Below are 22,565 nucleotides of genomic sequence, written 5' to 3' on the forward strand. Positions count from 1 at the left end.
ATCAAAAGTATAATAATTTTTGATATTGCCTAACTGTTGAATTTTCTTTTAGTTAAAATGGAATTCTTTTAGTTAAACTGAACACAAAGTGTTGAGAATTAAAAAAATGTATTATCTTTGCGCCCTCATTAATAACAGAGGTCGAGAACCTCACTAATTAATTATATTATGCCTGTAAAAATTAGATTACAAAGACACGGTAAAAAAGGAAAACCTTACTACTGGATCGTAGCAGCGGATTCTCGCTCAAAAAGAGATGGTAAATACTTAGAGAAACTAGGTGCTTACAATCCAAACACAAATCCTGCAACTATAGAATTAGACGTTGACGGAGCTGTGCAATGGTTACAAAACGGTGCACAACCAACTGATACTGCAAAAGCAATTTTATCTTATAAAGGTGCTATGCTTAAAAATCATTTAGCTGGTGGTGTTAGAAAAGGAGCACTTACTGAAGAACAAGCGCAAGCGAAGTTCGATGCTTGGTTAGAAGAAAAAACTTCTAAAGTACAAGCAAAAGCAGATGGTTTATCTAAAGCAGATGCTGACGCTAAATCTAAAGCATTAGAAGCTGAAAAAGCAGTAAATGAAGCACGTATTGCTGCAGCTGCACCAGTTGTTGAAGAAGAAGTAGCAGAAGATGTTGCAACTGAAGAAACAACAGCTTCGAACGAAGAAGAATAAAAAAAATATTTTTATACTTTTAAACTCCGATATAATCTATCGGAGTTTTTTTATTTAACACTATCACATCGAGCGTTGTCGAGATGCTTACAAATTTAATTTTGATAACGTTCTCGACTAATTGCATTAACTAACTGCGTTCAAAATACATTTTGAGCTTGTTAATGCTCGAACCGACAGAAGCATTGAGAGATGAAAAAAGAAGATTGTTTTTATTTAGGGAAAATTGTAAAGAAGTATAGCTTCAAAGGAGAACTCCTTGCCAAGCTAGATACTGACGAGCCTGATCTATATGATAATTTAGATGCTATTTTTATAGATTTGAGAGGAAACCTAGTTCCTTTCTTTATCGAATCATCTCAGCTACATAAGTCTGATTTATTACGTATAAATTTTGAAGATGTTAATACTGAAGCTGATGCTGATGCTTTAATGAAAACGGAACTTTACTTGCCGTTAGATTTATTACCAAAGCTAGATGGAGATAAATTTTATTTTCACGAAGTTATAGGTTTCACAATTAAAGATCAGAATTATGGAGAAGTTGGTACCTTAAAAGGAATCAATGATTCTACTGCTCAATCTTTGTTTGAAATTGATAGAGATGGCATAGAAATTCTAATTCCAATGAATGATGAGTTTATTGTAAAAGTGGATAGAGCCAATAAAACTATAGAAGTAAATACTCCAGAAGGGTTAATTGATTTGTATCTTTCTTAAATGTATCATGTTGAAATCGAATATTCTACGAAGTTAATTTATTTGAGCATCTAACAAAATAAAAGATCCTGAAACAAGTTCAGGATGACAAACAATGAACAAACCGTTTCAATTCAAAGAATTCTCAGTTAATCAAGATAAATGTGCCATGAAAATTGGCACTGATAGTGTTATACTTGGTGCTTGGACTTCGATAGAGCATCATCCCTTTTCAGTTTTAGATATTGGAGCAGGAACTGGTGTTTTATCCTTAATGTTAGCACAAAGAAGTCATGCTGAAAATATTGAAGCTTTAGAAATTGATGCTGATGCGTATGAACAGTGCTCAGAGAATTTTGAAAGCTCACCTTGGGCAGACCGTCTTTTCTGTTATCATGCTTCACTACTCGAATTTGTAGAAGAAATTGAAGATAAATATAACCTCATCATTTGTAATCCACCTTTTTATTCCGAAGATTACAAAACGGATAACAAAGCAAGAGATATAGCACGATTTAATGACGCTATGCCTTTTGAGCATTTGTTATATGCTATTTCCCATTTACTTTCGGATGATGGTCTCTTTTCTGTTGTAATTCCATATAAAGAGGAAGACAATTTTATTGCACTGGCATTAAAAGTTGGGTTATATCTTAATCGTTCGCTACATGTTAAAGGTAATCCAGATTCGACCTTTAAAAGGAGCTTGCTCGAATTTTCATTCAATGAAGTTGAAATCGAAACTTCAGAATTAATTATTGAAACTACTCGTCATCAATACACCAAAGATTACATCAATCTCACCAAATATTTTTATCTGAAAATGTAGTATTGCTTTTGCTCTATGAAAACGTTTTCGTTACTTTTGTTTCAAACTTTGTAAACAAACAATATGGCTTGAGCGATAGCGACAGCATTTGATATTTGAGAAACAATAAAATCTAACAAATGAAACCAGATTTATTCGAAGCACCAGATTATTACAACCTAGATGAATTACTTACAGAAGAACACAAATTAGTACGTGATGCTGCAAGAGAATGGGTAAAACGTGATGTTTCACCTATTATTGAAGAATACGCTCAGAAAGCAGAATTCCCAACTCAAATCGTAAAAGGTTTAGCAGAGATTGGAGCTTTTGGACCATACATTCCTGAAGAATATGGAGGAGCGGGATTAGATCAAATTTCTTATGGTTTAATTATGCAAGAGATTGAACGCGGAGACTCAGGAGTAAGAAGTACTGCATCTGTACAGTCTTCTTTAGTAATGTATCCTATATGGAAATACGGTAACGAAGAACAACGTCAAAAATACTTACCAAAACTAGCTTCTGGAGAATGGATTGGATCTTTCGGATTAACAGAACCAGATCATGGAAGTAATCCTGGTGGCATGGTTACCAATTTTAAAGATATGGGAGATCATTATCTTTTAAATGGTGCTAAAATGTGGATTAGTAATTCACCCTTTTGTCAAGTTGCTGTGGTTTGGGCTAAAAATGAAGAAGGACGAATCCATGGTCTTATTGTAGAACGTGGTATGGAAGGATTCTCTACTCCAGAAACACACAATAAGTGGTCACTTAGAGCATCTGCAACTGGTGAGCTTATTTTTGATAATGTAAAAGTACCTAAAGAAAATTTATTACCTAACAAATCTGGATTAGGCGCACCTCTTGGTTGTTTAGATTCAGCGCGTTTTGGTATTGCTTGGGGAGCAATTGGTGCAGCTATGGATTGTTACGACACAGCTTTAAGATATAGTAAGGAACGTATGCAATTTGGGAAGCCTATTGGGCAGTTTCAATTACAACAAAAGAAATTAGCTGAAATGATTACAGAAATCACCAAAGCGCAACTTTTAGCTTGGAGACTTGGTGTTATGAGAGAAGCTGGCACTGCAACCTCAGCACAAATCTCTATGGCAAAGCGTAATAATGTAGATATGGCAATTAACATTGCTCGTGAAGCGAGACAAATGTTAGGAGGTATGGGAATATCTGGAGAATATAGCATTATGCGCCATTCAATGAATCTTGAAAGTGTAATCACTTACGAAGGTACTCACGATATTCATTTGTTGATTACTGGCTTAGATGTTACAGGTTTAAACGCTTTTAAATAGGTCGCTAAGCGACATTTGATTATTTCACTCTGACGGAATCGTTTTGAAATAATTATAATCATGATTTTATAAAATGCTTCTCATAACTGAGAGGCATTTTTTGTTTACATTTACTTTATGTCTTCAAAAACCAGATTAGATCGTGCTTATAAAAATGCCAAACGCATAAGCTTTGACGATTCTTCTAAGTTTATATTGTTTAGCGATTGCCACAGAGGAGACAATAGTTTTGCAGATGACTTTGCCAATAATCGGAATATTTATTTTCATGCTTTAAAACATTATTATTCTGAAGGATTTAGTTATTGTGAACTTGGCGATGGTGATGAATTGTGGGAAAACTTATCGTTTGAATCTATCTTGAATGCACATAAAAATGTATATATGCTCATGAAGTTATTTCATGAGCAAGATCGCTTGCACATGATTTGGGGAAACCACGATATGGTGTATCGCGATCCTAATTATGTCGAAAAACATTTATCTACCTATTTCGATCCAAAAACAGGTGAGGATGTAGAGTTGTTTTGCGACATTAAATATCATGAAGGGATTATTTTACAATATTCTAAAACTGAACAAGAATTATTCTTATGCCATGGCCATCAAGCCGATTGGTGGAATTACCTCTTTTGGAAATGGAGTCGCTTTATGGTTCGTGTACTTTGGAAACCTTTAAATGTTATGGGAATTGCAGATCCTACAAGTCCGGCAAAAAACTACAAAGGCCTTATTAAAATAGAACGACGAACAAAAAAATGGATTACCGATAATAATAATCTAATTACAGTCGTTGGTCATACTCACAGACCTCGTTTTCCAGAACCTGGAGACATTGCGTTTTTCAATGATGGTAGTTGTGTACACCCAAGAAGTATAACTGGTATTGAAATAGAAAACGGCTCGATTTCTTTGATTAAATGGCAGATTGTAACTACTGAAGATGGCACGCTGAAGATTGATCGCTTTTTGTTAGAAGGGCCAACCAAGTTGAGTTCTTATAAAACGGAATAACTAGAATAAATCAGTTATTGCACGGACGAAGGACGTGACAATCTTTAAAAATTAAACTAAGAAACGAACAGGTTTCCGCGCTGCGCTAGCAATGATGTTCCAATTAACTTTCAGGAGCTAACTCAACTTCTAAACCTTCCATTTCTGTCGTCATTTGTATTTGACAACCTAAACGCGAATTATCCTTTACATAAAACGCTTCCGAAAGCATAGCTTCCTCATCATCTTGCATTTCTGGTAATTCGGTTTCACTTAAAACATAACATTGACATGAGGCACACATAGCCATACCACCACAAACACCTATCGTTCCTTCTGGAGCAAGCTCGTAAGAACGAACTACTTCCATTAAATTCATAGCCATGTCTGTAGGTGCTTCAATTTTATGGATTACACCTTTTCTGTCTATTATTGTTATGTTTATATCTGGATTTTCCAATTAATCGATTGCTTTTACCACCGCTTTAGGTGCTTCTTTTCGTGTTCCATCAAAACCATCAATTCCACTAACGGTTGTATATTTTAAAACATAGCGCTTTCCTGGATTGATGATTTTATAGGCAGCTTGACACATTAATGTTGCTTCATGGAAACCACAAAGAATCAGCTTTAATTTCCCTGGATATGTGTTTACATCTCCAATAGCAAAAATACCTGGTATGTTAGTTTGGTAATCTAATGAATTATCAACCTTAATTGCATTCTTTTCTATCTCAAGTCCCCAATTTGCTATTGGTCCTAGCTTAGGAGATAAGCCAAATAATGGAATGAAATGATTTGTTTTAACTACGATTGGTTCTTCACCCTTCTTAGTTACCTCAACGCTTTCAACTTTCTCATTACCATTAATAGCTGTTATTTCGGCTGGAGTAATAAGAGTTATTTTTCCTTTATTCTTTAATTCTTGTACTTTTTCTACCGAATCTAAATGACCTCGGAATTCATTTCGTCTATGAATTAATGTTACATCACTTGCAACATCACTTAAAAAGATACTCCAATCTAAAGCCGAATCTCCTCCACCTGCAATAACTACCTTTTTATCTCTGTAGAATTCTGGATCTTTAATAATGTATTCTACTCCATTATCTTCGAACTCAGTGATGTTTTCTAATAATGGCTTTCTAGGCTCAAAACTTCCTAATCCTCCAGCAATAGCAACAACTGGCGCTTGATGCTTCGTTCCTTTATTCGTAGTAACGATAAAACTTCCGTCTTCTTGTTTTTCAATCGTTTCAGCACGTTCTCCAAGCGTAAAACCTGGTTCGAATTGCTTACACTGCTCCAGTAGTTTATCAGTTAAATCACCTGCTAAAATTTCTGGATACGCAGGAATATCGTAAATCGGTTTCTTTGGATAAATCTCAGAACATTGACCACCTGGTTGTGGTAAAGCATCAATTAAATGACACTTTAATTTTAATAAACCTGCTTCAAAAACAGTGAAAAGTCCTGTTGGACCTGCTCCAATTATAAGTATATCTGTTGTAATCATGAATGTAAAGTTGGAAACAAAACTACTAACGTATTTTAATTTAGAATGTGACAAATGTCACATTAATTATTCAACATTAATAACTCCTTCTATTTGTGGAGCATATTTCTTTATAGTCATCTCAACTCCAGATTTTAATGTCATTTGGTTAACACTACAAGACGTACAAGCACCCACAAGTTGTACTTTAACATATTTATCATCATCTATAGATAATAAATTAATGTCTCCTCCATCACTTTGTAGAAACGGACGAATCTCATCCAATGCTTTTTCTACGTTTAATTTAAGTTCTTCTGAGCTCATTTACTTTTTATTTACAGCAGAGCAACCTGCCATTGTTGTAATTTTTATTGCCTCTGTAGCTGGTATATCTTCATTTCTGTTTACCACTTGCTGAACAACTTCTCGAGTTATTGCTTCAAAAGCCTCTTCTATTGGAGTTGCTGTTTGTAATGCTGCTGGTCTTCCAATATCACCTGCTTCCCTTATACTTTGTACCAATGGGACTTCTCCTAAAAATGGTACTTTTAAATCTTCAGCTAAGTTTTTAGCTCCTTCTTTACCAAATATATGATATTTATTTTCTGGCAATTCTGCAGGAGTGAAATATGCCATATTTTCTATAATCCCCAAAACTGGAACATTAATACTCTCTTGTTTAAACATTGCAACACCTTTTTTAGCATCTGCTAAAGCCACATTTTGCGGAGTGCTCACTACAACTGCTCCTGTAATCGGTAACGCTTGCATAATACTTAAATGAATATCACCTGTTCCTGGAGGCAAATCGATCAATAAAAAATCTAATTCTCCCCAAGCTGCATCAAAAATCATCTGATTTAAGGCTTTAGAAGCCATTGGTCCTCTCCAAATAACCGCTTGATCTGGTTTTGTAAAAAATCCAATAGATAATACTTTAACTCCATAATTTTCAACAGGCTTCATTTTAGATTTCCCATCAATATTTACAGATAATGGTCGTTCTGAAGCTACATCAAACATGATAGGAATAGATGGCCCATAAATATCAGCATCTAAAACACCAACTTTAAAACCCATTTTAGCTAAGGTCACTGCTAAGTTAGCTGTAACTGTAGATTTACCTACTCCTCCTTTGCCAGAAGCTACAGCTACAATATTTTGTATACCAGGAATTGGTTTTCCTTTAATTTCATTTGTAGTTGGTTTAGCTGGTGCATCAACTTTAATATTAACTTTTATTTTTGCCTTTTCATAGACTTCTCTATGAATAGTTTGTAAAATATCAACTTCTGTTTTCTTTTTTGCCTGAAGACTTGGGTTTTTAATCGTAATATCTACGATAACCTCATCTGCAAATGTCATCACATTGGTTACTGCACCACTATCTACCATATTTTCTCCCTCACCAGGAGTTGTAATGGTTTTAAGAGCTTTTAATATATCTTGTTTATTTAATTTCATCTGCTACTATTACACTGTCTTTATTCAGATTAATTCTAAACACAAAGATACTGCTAAAAGTTTAAATTTTGAAGCGAATAAATTGAATTGAATAATGAAATGATTGGGTTTTCTAATCGTAAAAATCTACTCTAATTCTTTTGCTGGATCCCAATAGACAGATTCTAAATTTTGGATTTGATTATCTATGACTTCAATACCTTCACTTTCTAGAAGTTGTTGCATTAAATTAGTACCTTCAAAATGATGTTTCCCAGTGAGTAATCCTTTACGATTTACAACACGATGTGCTGGCACGTCTTTTCCTCCAGAACCATTCATTGCATAACCAACAATACGAGCACTTTTCGCAGCTCCTAAATATTTCGCGATTGCTCCATAACTCGTTACCTTTCCATAAGGAACTAGCCGAGCAATTTCATAGACTTTTTCAAAAAAACCTAGTGTTTCAACCTTCATTAGAGTTCTCTTAAAATATTAATAAAAGTTACTAATGCAACGATTCCTGTTATAATCCCAATACTATAGTTCATACTTTTTTGAGACGTGAATTTTCTATCTTTTATTTTATCGAAGAAAAAGATATAGAAATATAGCATTACAAATGTTCCCATAGAGGCACCTGTAACATAAGTAATAATATTGGTGCGTTCAAAATCCATCCAACCAAAAGATGCTAGAGTAATAGTCATGTATGCCTGATACGGAATAGGGAATACGTTTAATGCTGAAAGTAACATACCATGCAACAGACGTCCATGCTTACTTTTAATTTCAGTTTCAACCTTAGCTTCTTTTTGTTTTGATGCTAATACTAAAAAATAGATGGTAATCAGAACAAAAATAACAAAGGCAACACGTTGAAGAATTTCGACTATATCTGGTCGATTAGACAAATATCTTGCAAAAATAGCAGCAATATAAGTTTGAATAAAAACGACTATTGAAACTCCTGTTGAGAACATTATACCTCGTCCTGCTCCTTCTTTGAGGCTTATCCTTGCAGCTGTCATATTAAGTAATCCAGGCGGAACGACTCCAAGAAGCGCAACAAATAATCCAAGAAAGAAAACGACTGTAATACTCAAATTTTAGTTGATTTTGAATCTAATATACGTAATTGCTTTGTCTTTCTCTAAATACTGATTTTCGTAAAAGGTTTGAATTTCAGTCACTTCTTCAGGACTGCCCTCTAATTTATACACATTATGATTGGCATATAAAATCTCATGCCCCAACCCATGAAGCAATCCAAGAGTATAACCATGCATAAACTCACTATCGGTTTTTAAATGCATTAAGCCACTAGGTTTCAGCACTTTTTTATAACGTTCTAGAAATTGAAGATTAGTCATACGATGTTTTGTACGCTGATATTTTATTTGAGGGTCTGGGAATGTAATCCAGATTTCGTCAACTTCATTTTCTGCAAAAACATATTCTATAAGCTCAATTTGTGTTCTTATAAAAGCAGCATTGGGAATATTTTCTTCAAGAGCTGTCTTTGCTCCTCGCCAAAAACGAGCTCCTTTAATATCAATACCAATAAAGTTTTTATTTGGATAGCGTTTTGCTAAACCAACCGTATACTCTCCTTTCCCACAACCTAACTCTAAAACTAATGGGTTATCGTTTTTAAAAATATCTTTCCTCCATTTTCTTTTCAAAGGAAACGTTCCATTAACCAGCTCATCTCTTGATGGTTGAAATACATTTTCAAAGGTTTCATTTTCCTTAAAGCGTTTGAGTTTATTTTTACTTCCCACTTTTTCTACAATTTCTTGACACTATTAATAATTCGGTAAAATTAAGGAAACATTTTTAGGTTTATCTTTGTTTCATTCAATCATCTCTAAAATAAAAAAATACTGAAACCTGTTCTACATAAGAAACGTATTTTAGTCGCACCTCTAAATTGGGGATTGGGACATGCTACTAGATGTATTCCTATTATAAATGCCTTAATAGATAATAATTTTGAACCTATAATTGCAAGTGACGGAACAGCTTTAGAGTTATTAAAAAAAGAATTTCCAAAACTTAAATCTATTGAACTTCCTTCTTACAATATTACATATGCAAAAAAAGCAAATAGCTTTAAACTAAAGCTGATAAAAGATTCGCCCTATCTATTAAAAACTATAAAAAAAGAAAAAAAACGTATTGAGTCTATCGTTAAAACTGAAAACATCTCTGGGATAATTTCAGACAATCGATTTGGTGTAAGACATAAAGATATCCCTTGCGTATTTATAACACATCAATTGCGCGTTTTAAGCGGAAGTACGACATGGTTAAGCTCTAAATTGCATCAAAAAATAATTTCGAAATTTAACGAATGTTGGGTTCCAGATCATATTGGCACTAAAAATTTAAGTGGATATTTAGGACATATTGAAGGCTATCAACATTCAGTGAAATATTTAGGGCCATTAACTCGATTTAAAAAACTAGATCTAAAAACAAAATACAATCTTCTAGTATTACTCTCTGGACCAGAACCTCAGCGAACTTATCTAGAAAACAAACTTTTAGGCGATTTAAAACACTATAAAGGGAATGTCCTTTTTATAAAGGGAATCATAGAGTCTGAGCAACAAAAAGAAATTCTTGAAAATATGGTTATTTATAATTTTATGACTAGCGCTGAACTCGAAGTTGCCATTAATGAAAGTAATCTTATTTTAAGTCGGTCGGGTTATACAACCATTATGGATTTAGCAAAACTCGAGAAAAAAGCTTTTTTTATACCTACACCAGGACAATTTGAACAAGAATATTTAGCTAAAAAACTAAATAAAGAAGGCATAGTTCCATCTGCAACTCAAGATGAATTTGATATAAAAATGTTATCTAATGTTGAAAATTACTCTGGTTTTCAATCTCAAGAATATATTGTTAACTACAGGAAGTTATTTCGTCTTTTCTAGCGTAAAAGAAAACTCGCTACCAACACCTAATTCACTTTCTACGTATATTTTCTCTTCGTGTGCTTCAATAATATGCTTCACTATAGACAAGCCTAGACCAGAACCACCTTCTTTTCTCGAACCACTTTTATCGACACGGTAAAAACGCTCAAAAAGGCGTGGTAAATTTTGTTTCGAAATACCCTCACCATTATCAGTAACTCTAATAATAGCTTTGTTTTTTATTAAGTTTTCTATACTAATTTCCGTAGTCCCTTTTGTTCTTCCGTATTTTATAGAATTAACTATTAAATTAGTTAAGACCTGTTGAATTCGTTCTTTATCTGCATAAACCATTATAGGTTCTAAATAGTCTATATCGAACGTTAATGTTATATTTTTCTTTGCTGCTTTCATTTCAAAAAGCTCAAATACATTTTGAACTAATTTCACAATATCAAACTCTTCTTTATTAAGACTAAGATCACCAACTTCTAATTTGGTAATCATATCTAAATCTTTAATGATATATGTTAACCGTTCTACACCTTTACTTGCTCGTGTAAGGTATTTTTTTCTAATTTTTTCATCCTCAATCTCACCATCTAAAAGTGTGTCTACATAACCTTGTACTGTAAACAAAGGCGTTTTTAATTCATGTGACACATTCCCAATAAACTCTTTACGATATTCTTCCCTAATCTTTAAAGTCTCAATCTCAATTTTCTTATCTCTAGCGTATTTGTCTATTTCTCGTTTAAGTGTCCCCATATCAGTAGTAATGGGTTGTTGTCTCAAATTTGTAGCTTCCAAAAGCTTAAGGTTATCATATATATTTTTTACACGTCTATATATAAAACGTTCTACTCTGTATTGTACTATTGCAAAACATAATGGGAAACAAATTAAAGGGAAGAAGATAACTTGCCAATTAAAGGTGTGATAGTAATATAAAAAAACACTCACAAGGAGTGTCGTAAACATCGTTACGTACAGCGATGTTCGTATTGCAAATTTATACGTTTTCTTAAAATTGCTTTTTTGCATTAGTCTACAAACTTGTAACCAACACCTTTGACTGTTTTAAAGGATTTGTCTCCTATTTTTTCGCGAAGTTTTCTAATATGTACATCTATAGTTCTCCCACCAACAACGACATCATTTCCCCAGACTTTATCTAAAATTTCTTCGCGCTTAAATACTTTACCAGGCTTGGTTGCTAACAAAGATAACAATTCAAACTCTTTTCTAGGTAATGTGATTTCTACTCCCTTATTGGTAATTTTATATTCTTCTTTATAAATAACTAAATCACCAGCTTTAACTATTGCATCTGCTGCATTTTCGGTACTCTTAAGTCTTCTTAATAAAGCTTTTACTTTACTCACTAAAACTTTAGGTTTAATGGGCTTTGCAATATAGTCATCTGCACCAGCATCAAAACCTGCTACTTGAGAATAATCTTCACCTCTTGCAGTTAAAAAAGTTATAATAGTGTCACTCAAATCAGATTGTTCTCTAATACGTTCGCAAGCTTCAATACCATCCATTTCTGGCATCATAACATCTAAAATAATTAAATGTGGTTTGTATTTTTTAGCCTTCTCAACGGCTTCAACTCCATTCTCACCAGTAATTACTTGGTAGCCTTCAGTTGATAAATTAAACCCAACAATTTCTAAAATATCTGGCTCATCATCTACCAATAATATTTTAATATCCTTCTTTTTCAATGTAAATACAATTTTAAGGTTTTGTAAATATAAAATATATCTACCTTAACTTAAGGTGAATTTTGAATTGGTAACAATTCGCTAACATTGCATTCGTAAGTTGCTGAAAACTAAAACCCTCTGACACTTACTATGTTAACTTATTGTAAAAAAGTGAATTATTGACAAACTCTTCTATAAATACTCGCTATTTGTTAGTATATTTATAGTCTAATTTTTTAAAAATCAATTATGAAAAAACTTTACTTTTTATTATTAACTCTTTTAATCTCTTCTGTCACATTTGGTCAAGGATCAATTGATTTTGATACTGAGGCTAATTGGAACACAACATCAGGTTCTTATGGTGATTGGGAATATGCTGATGCTGGGACGAATTTCCTAGCTGTAGGAATTTCTATATTGAGAAATGGAACTGCTGATCAAGACGGATTTCCGGGTGGTTTTGGACTTAATTCCGTTAGATTAAGAAATAATGCAACTTCATCTTTAACAATGACTATCTCATCTGGTGGTATTGGTGATTTTTCTTTTCAAGTAAGACGATGGGATGGAAATCCAGCTACAAACTTTTCTGTAGAAACTACTACTGATGGTACTAATTGGAGTCCATCATCTACAATTGATGCTACTGTAACTACAGATTCTGATTGGAAAACTGTAAATGGTACTATAAATAGTCCGAGCTCAAGTGTTGGAGTAAGAATAATATCTAATGGGACAACCGAAAGAATAATGGTTGATAATTTCACTTGGACTGGATTTTCAACTAGTTGTGGAGTAGCATTTGGAACTGCAAGTACAGTTTGTAACGCTAACACAGTTGGAGACAATAATGATTCTGTAACAATTAATATTCCTTATACAGGTTCTGATGCTGCTATTACAGATGTTACTACAACTTCTGGTGGTACAGTTGGAGGTGACGACCCTTCTTCAGTTGCAAATGGAACAATTACCATTACAGGTTTATTAGAGGGAGCTGCTTGGGATGTCGCTTTAGTTGGCGGAGATTGTGGAGCACTTTCTGCTTCTGGATCTGTTGCTGCTGCGTATTGTGATCCTATACCAAACACTTGTTTTGATTTAAGTACTGGTATGGAATTATTTGAAATAGTAACTGTAGCAGCTAATTCAGACATGGATGTTTGGACTGAATCTAGTGGAACTTATTCTATTAATGGATATTGTGGATCAGGATGTATGGAAGAATCTAACGGCTGGTTAGTTTTTGGCCCTTTAGATATGTCTGGAGTAACTGATTTAGGATTACTTTTTGATGCGGCTGAAGGTTTCGATGGCTCAACTTTAGATATACAATATACCTCTGATTATAGTGGTCTTTGTCCTGATGCAGCTACTTGGACATCTGTTCAAACAATTTCTGATGCAGGTTTAGGTTACAGTGTAGATTTATCTGCTGCAACAGGAACTAATGTATTTGTAGGTGTACAATATTTAGATTCTGATGGAACTTTTTCTTCTTGGACTTTATCTAATGTTAGTCTAGCTGCTTTTGGATCTTGCCCAACGTTAGGAGCAAGACCAACTTCAGATTGTGCTACATGTGACCTAACATTACAAACTGAAACTTATACTTGTGCTACTAATACAGATGGAGATAATAATGATAACGTAACAATTAACATTCCTTATTCTGGTTCTGAAAGCACAATTGGTACTGTAACAACAACTTCTGGAGGAATGGTTGTAGGAGATGATCCAGCTACTGTTGCGGATGGAACAATAATGATTACAGGATTATCTGAAGGTGATGCTTGGGATTTAACAATTAATGGTGGAGACTGTGATGGAACAACAATTTCTGGAACAGTACCAGCTGCACAATGTGATCCTGAAATATTAGTTATCAATGAAATTAATGCAGACCCAAGTAATGCTCCTGGAGAAGTAGGAGATGCCAATGGTGATGGTACAGCACACTTTAGTGATGATGAATTTGTTGAGATATACAATACTGGAGCTGTTGCAATAGATATGGAGAACTATACTTTAGAAGATGCTTCTCTTCGTCATACATTTCCAGCAGGTACAATATTACAACCAAACAGTTTTATTACTGTTTTTGGAGGTGGAGTTCCAACTGGTATTCCTGGTATTGCACAAATTGCGACTACAGGTAGTGTAGGCTTAAGCAATGGTGGTGATACTGTAACGTTAAAAGATGATAATGGAGTTGTATTAACGTCTTATACATATACAGGAGCAGGTAACAACCAATCTATTGGTCGTAACCCAGATTTTACTGGTCCTTTTGTACAACATGCTACAATTGATGGTAATGGAGCATTATTCTCACCTGGTATAGAAAATGATGACCCAACACTTTCTAATGAGCAATTCACTTCGACTGTATTTACGTTATATCCAAATCCAACTAATACAGGATTTGTAAACATCACTTCATCAAATAGTGATGCTATGAATGTACAAGTCTTTGATATTTTAGGAAAGCGAGTTAAAAATGAGACTCTAACAAATAGCACATTAGATGTTTCTAATTTAAACACTGGTCTTTACATTGTAAAGATTACACAGAATGACGCTTCAGTCACTAAAAAATTAGTGATTAAGTAAGCTTAATTCTTATTACATAATTAAAGCGTAGCACGAATTTTCGAGCTACGCTTTTCTATTTTCCATACTTTTGCAGGATGATATCTAAAGCCTCTATTTTTAATATAAAATCTAATGCAGAGTTCAATGCTCTAGCAATAGATATCTTTAGATTTCAGTTTAAAAATAATACTGTATATCGTTCATTTTGCGATCTCCTTTACAAACATCCATCGGATGTAAAAAGTATTACTGATATTCCTTTTTTGCCTATTCAATTTTTTAAATCACACCAAGTTTTAAGTTCTAATAATTCTATTGAAAAAACCTTTACCAGTTCTGGCACAACAGGAAACTTAACTAGTAAACATTTAGTGACTGATATTAATCTTTATGAAGAAAGTTATTTAGAAGGTTTTAAACACTTTTACGGAAACATTGCCAATTATGTTGTCTTGGCTTTATTACCTTCTTATTTAGAACGCGATGGTTCGTCGTTAATATATATGGCAAATGATTTAATCACTAAATCCAAACAATCAGAAAGTGGTTTCTATTTAAATAATCTTGAAGATCTAGCACAAACCTTGCAACAGCTTGAAGCTAGAGGTCAAAAAACACTACTCATTGGAGTCTCTTTCGCTTTATTAGATTTGATTGAACAGTTTCAATTTAATTTAAAACACACCATTGTTATGGAAACTGGTGGTATGAAAGGTAGACGAAAAGAAATAATTAGACAAGAACTCCATAATAGACTTCAATCTGGTTTTGGAGTCGAAAAAATTCATAGTGAATATGGAATGACCGAACTTTTGAGTCAGGCGTATTCTAAAGGCAATGGTGTTTTTGACTGTTCTCCATGGATGAAAGTCTTAACACGAGATACTGAAGATGCACTTACACTTCAACAACCTAATAAAACTGGAGGGATTAATGTTATTGACTTAGCGAATCTTAATTCTTGTTCTTTTATAGCCACACAAGATTTAGGAAAAGTTGATGAAAATGGTCTGTTTGAAATCATTGGAAGATTCGATAATTCAGATATTAGAGGCTGTAATTTAATGGCTTTGTAAGTCGACAGAGATTTTTCGACATAAGTAGTATAAAAAATACTATGAGATTCTTCATTCTTCTATATGTTATAACGATATCAACTGTCTTTTCGCAAAACAACTTAGATTACAATACTAAGAAAGGGTTTGCAGCTAAAGGTTATGATGTTGTTGCCTATTTTAATAATGGAGCGATTGAAGGCTCTAAAGTATATTCTACAACTTTTAACGGAGTAAAATATAAGTTCCACTCACAAAAGAATCTTGATACTTTTTTAAAGAATCCTAAAGCCTTTATACCACAATATGGTGGTTATTGTGCTTATGCAGTCGCAACAAATTCTAAGAAAATAGATATTGACCCTAAATCCTTTGAAATCAGGGACGGAAAGCTCTATTTATTCTATAATTCTTGGGGAAATAACACCTTAAAAAAATGGTTAGAAAAAGATGTGAAAGGTTTACAAAATAAAGCCGACTTAAATTGGGAGGCTATAAAGTTTAATTAATTCTATGAAAAAGAGAAATTAACTTAAATAGCTTCATGGTTGATAGATTGGTTAGATGTGCCCGAAAGAAATTTCGGGCATTTTTTTGTCACAAAAAAGACCTACTAGGTTTTTAAAAACTTAACAGGTCTAATTATATATATTTTCAAACGCTTAAATCACTTTTAAAATAAAATTTGTTTTCTTACCTCTACTGAGAATGATATACTTATCATTAATTAAATCTTCAGAAGATAATTTATAATCTTCCTTTACCTTTTCTTTATTAACAGCAATAGCGTTTTCCTTTAAAGCTCTACGTGCATCACCATTTGAATTTAAAAAATTTGTTTTCGCTGCTAAAGCAGCAATCATATCCATACCCTCTTCAAACTCTGATTGAGAAATTTCAGCTTGCTTAACTCCTTCAAAAACATCTAAAAAGGTTTTTTCATCTAAGGTTTTAATGTCTTCTTTAAAGGATTTACTAAATAGAATCTGAGAAGCTTTTACCGCATTTTCAAATTCTTCTTTAGAATGTACCATCGTTGTAATTTCTTCTGCTAAACGTTTTTGCAACAATCTTAAATGAGGCATTTCAGAATGTTCTGAAATTAATTTTTCAATAGCTTCTTGTGTTAAAAATGTAAAGATTTTAATATACTTTTCAGCATCTTCGTCACTAGAGTTTAACCAATACTGGTAGAACTTATAAGGTGATGTTCTATTAGCATCTAACCAAACATTTCCTCCTTCAGATTTACCAAATTTAGAACCATCACTTTTTGTAATTAAAGGACATGTGATTGCATAACCTTTTCCGCCTCCAACACGTCTAATTAATTCTGTTCCTGTAGTTATATTTCCCCATTGATCACTTCCGCCCATTTGAATGGAACAACTATTAGCTCTGAATAAATGTAAAAAATCATAGCCTTGCACCAACTGATATGTGAATTCCGTAAAACTCATACCATCATTAGATGATTCGCTAGAAATTCTATTCTTCACAGAATCTTTAGCCATCATATAATTTACAGTAATATGTTTACCTACATCTCTAATAAACTCAAGGAATGAAAATTCTTTCATCCAATCATAGTTATTAACTAATACTGCTGCATTGTCTGCGTTACTTTCAAAATCTAAAAAATGAGATAATTGATTTTTAATCGCTTCTTGGTTATGACGAAGCGTTTTTTCATTCAATAAATTACGTTCACTAGATTTACCAGATGGATCACCAATCATACCAGTTGCTCCACCAACTAATGCGACTGGTTTATGTCCACAGCGTTGATAATGTGCCAATAACATAATAGGAACAAGATTACCTATATGCAAAGAATCTGCTGTTGGATCAAAACCAACATAAGCACTGCGCATGGCTTCAGCCAAATGGCCTTCTACTCCTGGCATGCTATCATGCAACATTCCTCTCCAAGTCAATTCTTCTACAAAACGCTTTCCCATTATATTTTAATTCTAATTAGATTTCCGCAAAGATATGTTTCCGTATGTAATGACAAAAGACAATTCTAAAAAAGCGTAAATTTACCTCATGATATTAATCACAGGTGGAACAGGATTGGTTGGCTCACATTTACTTTTTAAATTGGTAAGTAATAATGAAAATGTACGCGCTACATACAGAAGAGAAAAAACATTAGAACGCGTTAAACATGTGTTTTCTTATTTTTCTGATGATGCAGATTCACTTTTCAACAGCATAGAATGGGTAGAAGCAGATCTCAATGATATCCCAAAACTTCAAGATGCTTTTAAAGATATAACTCATGTGTATCATTGTGCTGCTTTTGTGTCTTTTGAACCAGACAAATACAAAACGCTGCGAAAAATTAATATTAAAGGAACCGCTAACATTGTAAACCTATGCATAAGTAATAAGGTTAAAAAACTATGTTATGTCAGTTCTATTGCTACTATTGGTCATCATGCAGATTCAGAACAATTAATTGATGAAAACACTGCTTGGAACCCAGAAGATGATAATAATGTTTATGCCATTACAAAGTATGGAGCAGAACTCGAAGTTTGGAGAGCAACGCAAGAAGGTTTAGAAGCTGTAATTGTAAATCCAGGAATTATTTTAGGTGCAGGTTATTGGAATGGAGGAAGTAGTGGTAATTTATTTAAGAAAATCTACAAAGGGCTGCGTTACTATGTTAACGGAGTTACTGGCTATATCGATGTTTGGGATGTTGTAAATTCTATGCACCAACTTATGACAAGTACTATTAAAAACGAAAAATTTATTTTAGTATCTGAAAACTTAAGTTTTAAAACGTTTCAGACTAAAACTGCAAATGCGCTAAATGTTAAGCCACCAAACATAGAAGCTAAACCATGGTTATTGGGTATGGTCTGGAGATTAGATTGGTTAAAGTTTAAACTTTTGGGCAAACGACGAAACTTATCAAAACAAACTGCTAAATCTGCAGTTAGCATCACAAAATATGATAATTCGAAATTAAAAAAAATGCTGAATTTTGAATTTAAACCAATCGATAAAACTATAGATGAAGTCAGTAAATTATACCTTAAAGATTTAGATAAATCCTAGTTTATTACTGAAGCCTTAACAAGTTCTCTAAGGGAGTCTTTAGAAATTGTTTTTGCTTTTTTAATAGAATCTCGTTTGCGTTTTGCAGCCTGACCTTCAATTTTCTGAAGCTCTTCATACTCTTCTTTCTCTTTTTCTAATCTTATCTTCACTTTATCGACAATGGCTTTGTAAATATCAATATCGAATGCATAATACGTATTGCTATCCGCAAATTGTGTGCTATCTATGTTATACTTTGTCAAAACATATGTTTCTGGTATAAAACCATTTGTCTCTAACAGTTTTCTATTCACTCCTTTTGCAGCATTTACAATATATAAGTCGTATAATACCTCAGACATTTTATCCTTAGATATAAGGTTTTCTGGCTTCTTTGGTTTATCAGTCTCATTACAAGCTAAAACCAAAAGGCACAATACTATAACAACACTTATCTTCTTAACCATATTATCTATTAAAAGTTAATCGCTGTCCTGCTTTAACGTCCAAAACCTTAAAATTGTTATATGCTAACTGACCATTAACAAAAGTATGAGTTATTCTACTTTTAAACGTATTCCCTTCAAAAGGAGACCAACCACATTTATATAGAATATTGCTTTTATTTACGGTCCAAGGGTTATTTAAATCTGCAATAACCAAATCTGCATAATAGCCTTCTTTTATATAACCTCGTTTTTCTACATCGAATAATATTGCAGGATTATGACATGCTTTTTCTACAATTTTTTCAATCGAAATTTTCCCTTGATGATGCGCTTCTAACAAAGCGACCAATGCATGTTGAACCAATGGTCCTCCAGAAGGCGCACTTGTATAAGGATTGTTTTTTTCTTCAAGCGTATGAGGAGCATGATCTGTAGCAATAACATCAATTCGATCATCCAGTAAGGCTTTCCAAAGTAACTTTCTGTCTTTTGAAGTTTTAACCGCAGGATTCCATTTTATATGACTTCCTTTTCTAGCATAGTCTTCATCAGAAAACCATAGATGATGAACACAAACTTCTGCTGTTATCTTTTTATCTTTTAGTGGAATTTTGTTTGAAAATAACTTCGTTTCTTTTCCTGTTGATAAATGAAACACATGCAACCTTGCTCCAGTTTTCTTTGCTAACTCAATAGCTTTAGAAGATGACAAATAACAAGCCTCTTCACTTCGAATAATAGGATGCTTTTCCATAGGAATATCATCACCATATTCAGCTTTATATTTTTCTAAATTCCCCTTAATAGTGGCTTCATCTTCACAATGTACCGAAATCACCATATTGGTGCTAGAGAATATTTTTTCAATAACCTTTGGGTCATCAACCAACATATTTCCTGTAGAAGATCCTAAGAACAGTTTTAATCCTGCAACAGTTTTAGTATTAAGCTTTAAAATTTCATCCAAATTATCATTAGTACCACCAAACATAAATGAGTAATTAGCATAAGAGGACTCAGCAGCTATGCTAAATTTTTCCTCCAACTTCTCAACTGTTGTTGTTTGTGGATTTGTATTTGGCATTTCTATAAATGACGTAATTCCGCCAGCTAAAGCTGCTTTAGATTCCGTTTCAATATTAGCTTTATGTGTTAGACCTGGTTCCCTAAAATGTACTTGATCATCAATCATTCCTGGTAACACGTAATTTCCTTCGGCATCAATGACTATCATATCTGCTGATTTCACACTAATCGAAGTATCTATTTCTTTAATAATGTTACCTTCTATGAGAATATCGCCTTCAACAATTTTTCCTTCGTTGACGATTTTTGCGTTTTTTATGAGGGTATTTCTCTTCATTCTTCTTTCTACTTAGCAAATAAACTTTTTAGTTTTAAACTTATCACACCAAAAATAGCTTCAGAAATAATACTTCCACTCATTTTTGATTTTCCTTTGGTTCTATCTTTAAAGATAACAGGAATCTCAACAATTTTAAAGTCTTTTTTGTAGGCTTTAAATTTCATTTCAATTTGAAACGCATAACCAACAAACTCAATTTTAGTGAGATCAATAGCTTCTAAAACAGCTCTTTTATAACAAATAAATCCTGCTGTAGAATCTTTAACCTTCATTCGTGTTATCAATCTTACATATCGTGATGCACCATACGATAATATAATACGAGACATTGGCCAATTAACAACTGTTATCCCTTTTACATATCTTGAACCTACAGACACATCTGCATTATTAACGGCACATGCATTATATAGTTTTATTAAATCATCTGGATTATGTGAAAAATCGGCATCCATTTCAAAAATAAATTGGTAAGCCTTTTCTAAAGACCACTTAAACCCTGAAATGTAAGCCGAACCTAAACCGCTTTTTTCTTCTCGTTCAATTAAAAATAGTCGATCCGAAAATTCTTGTTGTAATACCTTAACTGTCTCAGCTGTTTTATCAGGTGAGTTATCATCTACAATTAAGACATGAAAACACTTCTCTTGCGCAAACACAGCTCTAATGATAGATTCTATATTTTCAATCTCATTATAGGTAGGAATTATTACAATTGCGTCAGACATTAACTAACTTTTAAACACGCTTTAAAGCGACTTTTAGAATTTTTACAAAAGTAAAGTTTTTAATGGATTATATGATGTAATTAACTTTTTTGATAATTTAGCGGTATGCGAAATTTTATTACTCACGAGTGGTTCACCATCTTTACAATTATAGGATTATTTGCTATTGTGGCTGCGAAATTTGTAAATACGTTGAGATTTAATGATTTCTTATATGTTATAGGTAATTCTAAATACTTAAAGATCTATACTAAGGATCAGAAATTCATTGATCAATTTGATAGTTTTCTATTTATTAACCTAGCCTTGTCCTTTAGTATATTCACATACTTTGCTTATTCTACGTTTATAACTCCATTGTCATTTGAGTTGATTTCATTTTTAAAACTACTTTTTGCTATTTCTACCATAATAATTATAAAGACGCTTTTAGAACGTTTAATTGGTAGTCTTTTTGAGATTGATAGTGTAATAGATAACTACTTGTTTCAGAAAACAACCTTCAAAAATTACTCTGGTATTGTCTTTTTGGTTGCGAACTTGCTTCTATTATACACAAATAAGTATGCAAATGTTGTAATAATAGCATCTTTTATCTTGATTTGCCTTATTAATCTTATAGGTTTTTTGACTTCATTTAAAAACTATCAAAAGTCAATAAATCCTAATTTTTTCTATTTTTTGTTGTATCTTTGCGCTCTCGAAATCTCTCCTTATGTTCTTTTATATAAGGTAATTAGGGAATATAACGCTTAAAACATTGGTTTACGTATGAAAGTGAAAACAATTTTAGTATCGCAACCAGAACCTAAAATAGAGAACTCGCCATACTTTGATTTGCAAGAAAAGCAAAAAGTAAAAGTGGACTTTAGACCCTTCATTCATGTTGAAGGTGTATCTTCAAAAGACATTAGACAACAAAAAATTGACCTTAGTAAATTTACGGCAATTATTCTTACAAGTAGAAATTCTGTAGACCACTTCTTTAGAGTAGCAGACGAATTGCGCTTTAAAGTACCAGATGCTATGAAATACTTCTGCCAGTCGGAAGCTGTTGCTTATTACCTTCAAAAATATGTTGTATATAGAAAACGTAAAATCTATGTTGGTAAACGTACGTTTGCAGAGTTGTCTCCTTTAATTAAAAAATATAAGGATGAAACCTTCTTATTACCAACAACAGACAAGGTAAAACCTATTATCCCAGAAGCCTTAGACAATTTAGG

General features: G+C 33.0%; 25 protein-coding genes. 12 read left to right on the plus strand and 13 right to left on the minus strand.

The window, feature by feature from the left end; translation table 11 throughout:
• Positions 1-168: 168 nt before the first annotated feature.
• From QZZ53_RS01410 to QZZ53_RS01430, 5 genes are all read left to right on the plus strand, one after another.
• Positions 169-684, plus strand: coding sequence for a 30S ribosomal protein S16 (locus tag QZZ53_RS01410; protein WP_296380659.1), 516 nt, complete (start codon positions 169-171; stop codon positions 682-684).
• A gap of 192 nt (positions 685-876) precedes the next feature.
• The gene (gene rimM / locus QZZ53_RS01415; protein WP_296380662.1) at positions 877-1,404 is read left to right on the plus strand and encodes a ribosome maturation factor RimM; all 528 of its coding nucleotides are present in this window, start codon (positions 877-879) and stop codon (positions 1,402-1,404) included.
• Between the two features lie 94 nt (positions 1,405-1,498).
• Positions 1,499-2,212: a methyltransferase gene (locus QZZ53_RS01420; RefSeq protein ID WP_296380664.1), complete on the plus strand. Its 714-nt coding sequence runs from the start codon at positions 1,499-1,501 to the stop codon at positions 2,210-2,212.
• A 119-nt stretch (positions 2,213-2,331) separates the two neighbouring features.
• On the plus strand, positions 2,332-3,510 hold the full coding sequence (locus QZZ53_RS01425; RefSeq protein WP_296380667.1) for an acyl-CoA dehydrogenase family protein: 1,179 nt from the start codon (positions 2,332-2,334) through the stop codon (positions 3,508-3,510).
• 117 nt (positions 3,511-3,627) lie between these two features.
• Entirely contained in the window at positions 3,628-4,524 is an 897-nt protein-coding gene (locus QZZ53_RS01430; protein ID WP_296380669.1) for a metallophosphoesterase family protein, read from the plus strand.
• Positions 4,525-4,627: 103 nt separating this feature from the next.
• Here the strand turns inward: QZZ53_RS01430 and QZZ53_RS01435 are convergent, their stop codons facing one another.
• From QZZ53_RS01435 to trmB, 7 genes are all read right to left on the minus strand, one after another.
• A complete protein-coding gene (locus tag QZZ53_RS01435; RefSeq protein WP_296380671.1) occupies positions 4,628-4,963 on the minus strand; it encodes a 2Fe-2S iron-sulfur cluster-binding protein in 336 nt (111 codons plus the stop codon).
• Positions 4,964-6,019, minus strand: a complete 1,056-nt coding sequence (locus QZZ53_RS01440) for an NAD(P)/FAD-dependent oxidoreductase (protein WP_296380673.1) — start codon at positions 6,017-6,019, stop codon at positions 4,964-4,966.
• A gap of 66 nt (positions 6,020-6,085) precedes the next feature.
• Positions 6,086-6,325, minus strand: coding sequence for a NifU family protein (locus QZZ53_RS01445; RefSeq protein ID WP_296380675.1), 240 nt, complete (start codon positions 6,323-6,325; stop codon positions 6,086-6,088).
• The gene (locus tag QZZ53_RS01450; protein WP_296380678.1) at positions 6,326-7,465 is read right to left on the minus strand and encodes an Mrp/NBP35 family ATP-binding protein; all 1,140 of its coding nucleotides are present in this window, start codon (positions 7,463-7,465) and stop codon (positions 6,326-6,328) included.
• A gap of 126 nt (positions 7,466-7,591) precedes the next feature.
• Positions 7,592-7,924, minus strand: a complete 333-nt coding sequence (locus tag QZZ53_RS01455; protein ID WP_296380680.1) for an MGMT family protein — start codon at positions 7,922-7,924, stop codon at positions 7,592-7,594.
• A complete protein-coding gene (locus QZZ53_RS01460; RefSeq protein WP_296380682.1) occupies positions 7,924-8,553 on the minus strand; it encodes a LysE family transporter in 630 nt (209 codons plus the stop codon). Before QZZ53_RS01460 ends, QZZ53_RS01455 begins: the two co-directional genes overlap by 1 nt.
• 3 nt (positions 8,554-8,556) lie before the next feature.
• On the minus strand, positions 8,557-9,231 hold the full coding sequence (gene trmB, locus QZZ53_RS01465; RefSeq protein WP_296380684.1) for a tRNA (guanosine(46)-N7)-methyltransferase TrmB: 675 nt from the start codon (positions 9,229-9,231) through the stop codon (positions 8,557-8,559).
• A gap of 156 nt (positions 9,232-9,387) precedes the next feature.
• Between trmB and QZZ53_RS01470 the strand changes: the two genes are divergently transcribed.
• Entirely contained in the window at positions 9,388-10,395 is a 1,008-nt protein-coding gene (locus QZZ53_RS01470) for a glycosyltransferase (protein WP_296380686.1), read from the plus strand.
• Here the strand turns inward: QZZ53_RS01470 and QZZ53_RS01475 are convergent.
• Entirely contained in the window at positions 10,378-11,421 is a 1,044-nt protein-coding gene (locus QZZ53_RS01475; RefSeq protein WP_296380688.1) for an ATP-binding protein, read from the minus strand. The two genes, QZZ53_RS01470 and QZZ53_RS01475, sit on opposite strands and share 18 nt — an antisense overlap.
• Complete coding sequence (locus QZZ53_RS01480) at positions 11,421-12,107, minus strand: response regulator transcription factor (protein WP_296380690.1); 687 nt, start codon at positions 12,105-12,107, stop codon at positions 11,421-11,423. Before QZZ53_RS01480 ends, QZZ53_RS01475 begins: the two co-directional genes overlap by 1 nt.
• A 231-nt stretch (positions 12,108-12,338) precedes the next feature.
• Here QZZ53_RS01480 and QZZ53_RS01485 point away from each other — a divergent pair, with 231 nt between their 5' ends.
• The 3 genes from QZZ53_RS01485 (at position 12,339) to QZZ53_RS01495 (ending at position 16,251) form a co-directional block, all read left to right on the plus strand.
• Positions 12,339-14,705 carry a lamin tail domain-containing protein gene (locus QZZ53_RS01485; RefSeq protein ID WP_296380692.1) on the plus strand — a complete coding sequence of 789 codons (2,367 nt, stop codon included), beginning with the start codon at positions 12,339-12,341 and terminating at the stop codon, positions 14,703-14,705.
• A gap of 77 nt (positions 14,706-14,782) precedes the next feature.
• Entirely contained in the window at positions 14,783-15,763 is a 981-nt protein-coding gene (locus QZZ53_RS01490) for an acyl transferase (protein ID WP_296380694.1), read from the plus strand.
• A 41-nt stretch (positions 15,764-15,804) separates the two neighbouring features.
• Positions 15,805-16,251, plus strand: a complete 447-nt coding sequence (locus tag QZZ53_RS01495; RefSeq protein ID WP_296380697.1) for a YHS domain-containing (seleno)protein — start codon at positions 15,805-15,807, stop codon at positions 16,249-16,251.
• A 153-nt stretch (positions 16,252-16,404) separates the two neighbouring features.
• On the opposite strand, the gene tyrS is transcribed toward QZZ53_RS01495, so the two are convergent.
• On the minus strand, positions 16,405-17,703 hold the full coding sequence (gene tyrS, locus QZZ53_RS01500; protein WP_296380699.1) for a tyrosine--tRNA ligase: 1,299 nt from the start codon (positions 17,701-17,703) through the stop codon (positions 16,405-16,407).
• Positions 17,704-17,791: 88 nt separating this feature from the next.
• On the opposite strand from tyrS, the gene QZZ53_RS01505 reads away from it, so the two are divergent.
• A complete protein-coding gene (locus tag QZZ53_RS01505) occupies positions 17,792-18,814 on the plus strand; it encodes an NAD-dependent epimerase/dehydratase family protein (protein WP_296380701.1) in 1,023 nt (340 codons plus the stop codon).
• On the opposite strand, the gene QZZ53_RS01510 is transcribed toward QZZ53_RS01505, so the two are convergent.
• From QZZ53_RS01510 to QZZ53_RS01520, 3 genes are read right to left on the minus strand one after another with little or no spacing between them, the layout of a single operon-like run.
• Positions 18,811-19,263: a DUF4296 domain-containing protein gene (locus QZZ53_RS01510; RefSeq protein ID WP_296380704.1), complete on the minus strand. Its 453-nt coding sequence runs from the start codon at positions 19,261-19,263 to the stop codon at positions 18,811-18,813. The genes QZZ53_RS01505 and QZZ53_RS01510 overlap by 4 nt on opposite strands.
• Before the next feature lies 1 nt (position 19,264).
• Entirely contained in the window at positions 19,265-20,608 is a 1,344-nt protein-coding gene (locus QZZ53_RS01515) for a dihydroorotase (protein WP_296380705.1), read from the minus strand.
• A gap of 8 nt (positions 20,609-20,616) precedes the next feature.
• Positions 20,617-21,339, minus strand: coding sequence for a polyprenol monophosphomannose synthase (locus QZZ53_RS01520; RefSeq protein ID WP_296380707.1), 723 nt, complete (start codon positions 21,337-21,339; stop codon positions 20,617-20,619).
• 105 nt (positions 21,340-21,444) lie between these two features.
• Between QZZ53_RS01520 and QZZ53_RS01525 the strand changes: the two genes are divergently transcribed.
• Together QZZ53_RS01525 and QZZ53_RS01530 are read left to right on the plus strand one after the other, a co-directional pair.
• Positions 21,445-22,095: a DUF4271 domain-containing protein gene (locus tag QZZ53_RS01525; RefSeq protein WP_296380709.1), complete on the plus strand. Its 651-nt coding sequence runs from the start codon at positions 21,445-21,447 to the stop codon at positions 22,093-22,095.
• A 15-nt stretch (positions 22,096-22,110) separates the two neighbouring features.
• The coding region (locus tag QZZ53_RS01530; protein WP_296380711.1) for a uroporphyrinogen-III synthase at positions 22,111-22,565 on the plus strand (455 nt) is incomplete at its 3' end.

The sequence above is a fragment of the Winogradskyella sp. genome, assembly GCF_016744625.1.
In the GTDB taxonomy this organism is placed as follows: Bacteria; Bacteroidota; Bacteroidia; order Flavobacteriales; family Flavobacteriaceae; genus Winogradskyella.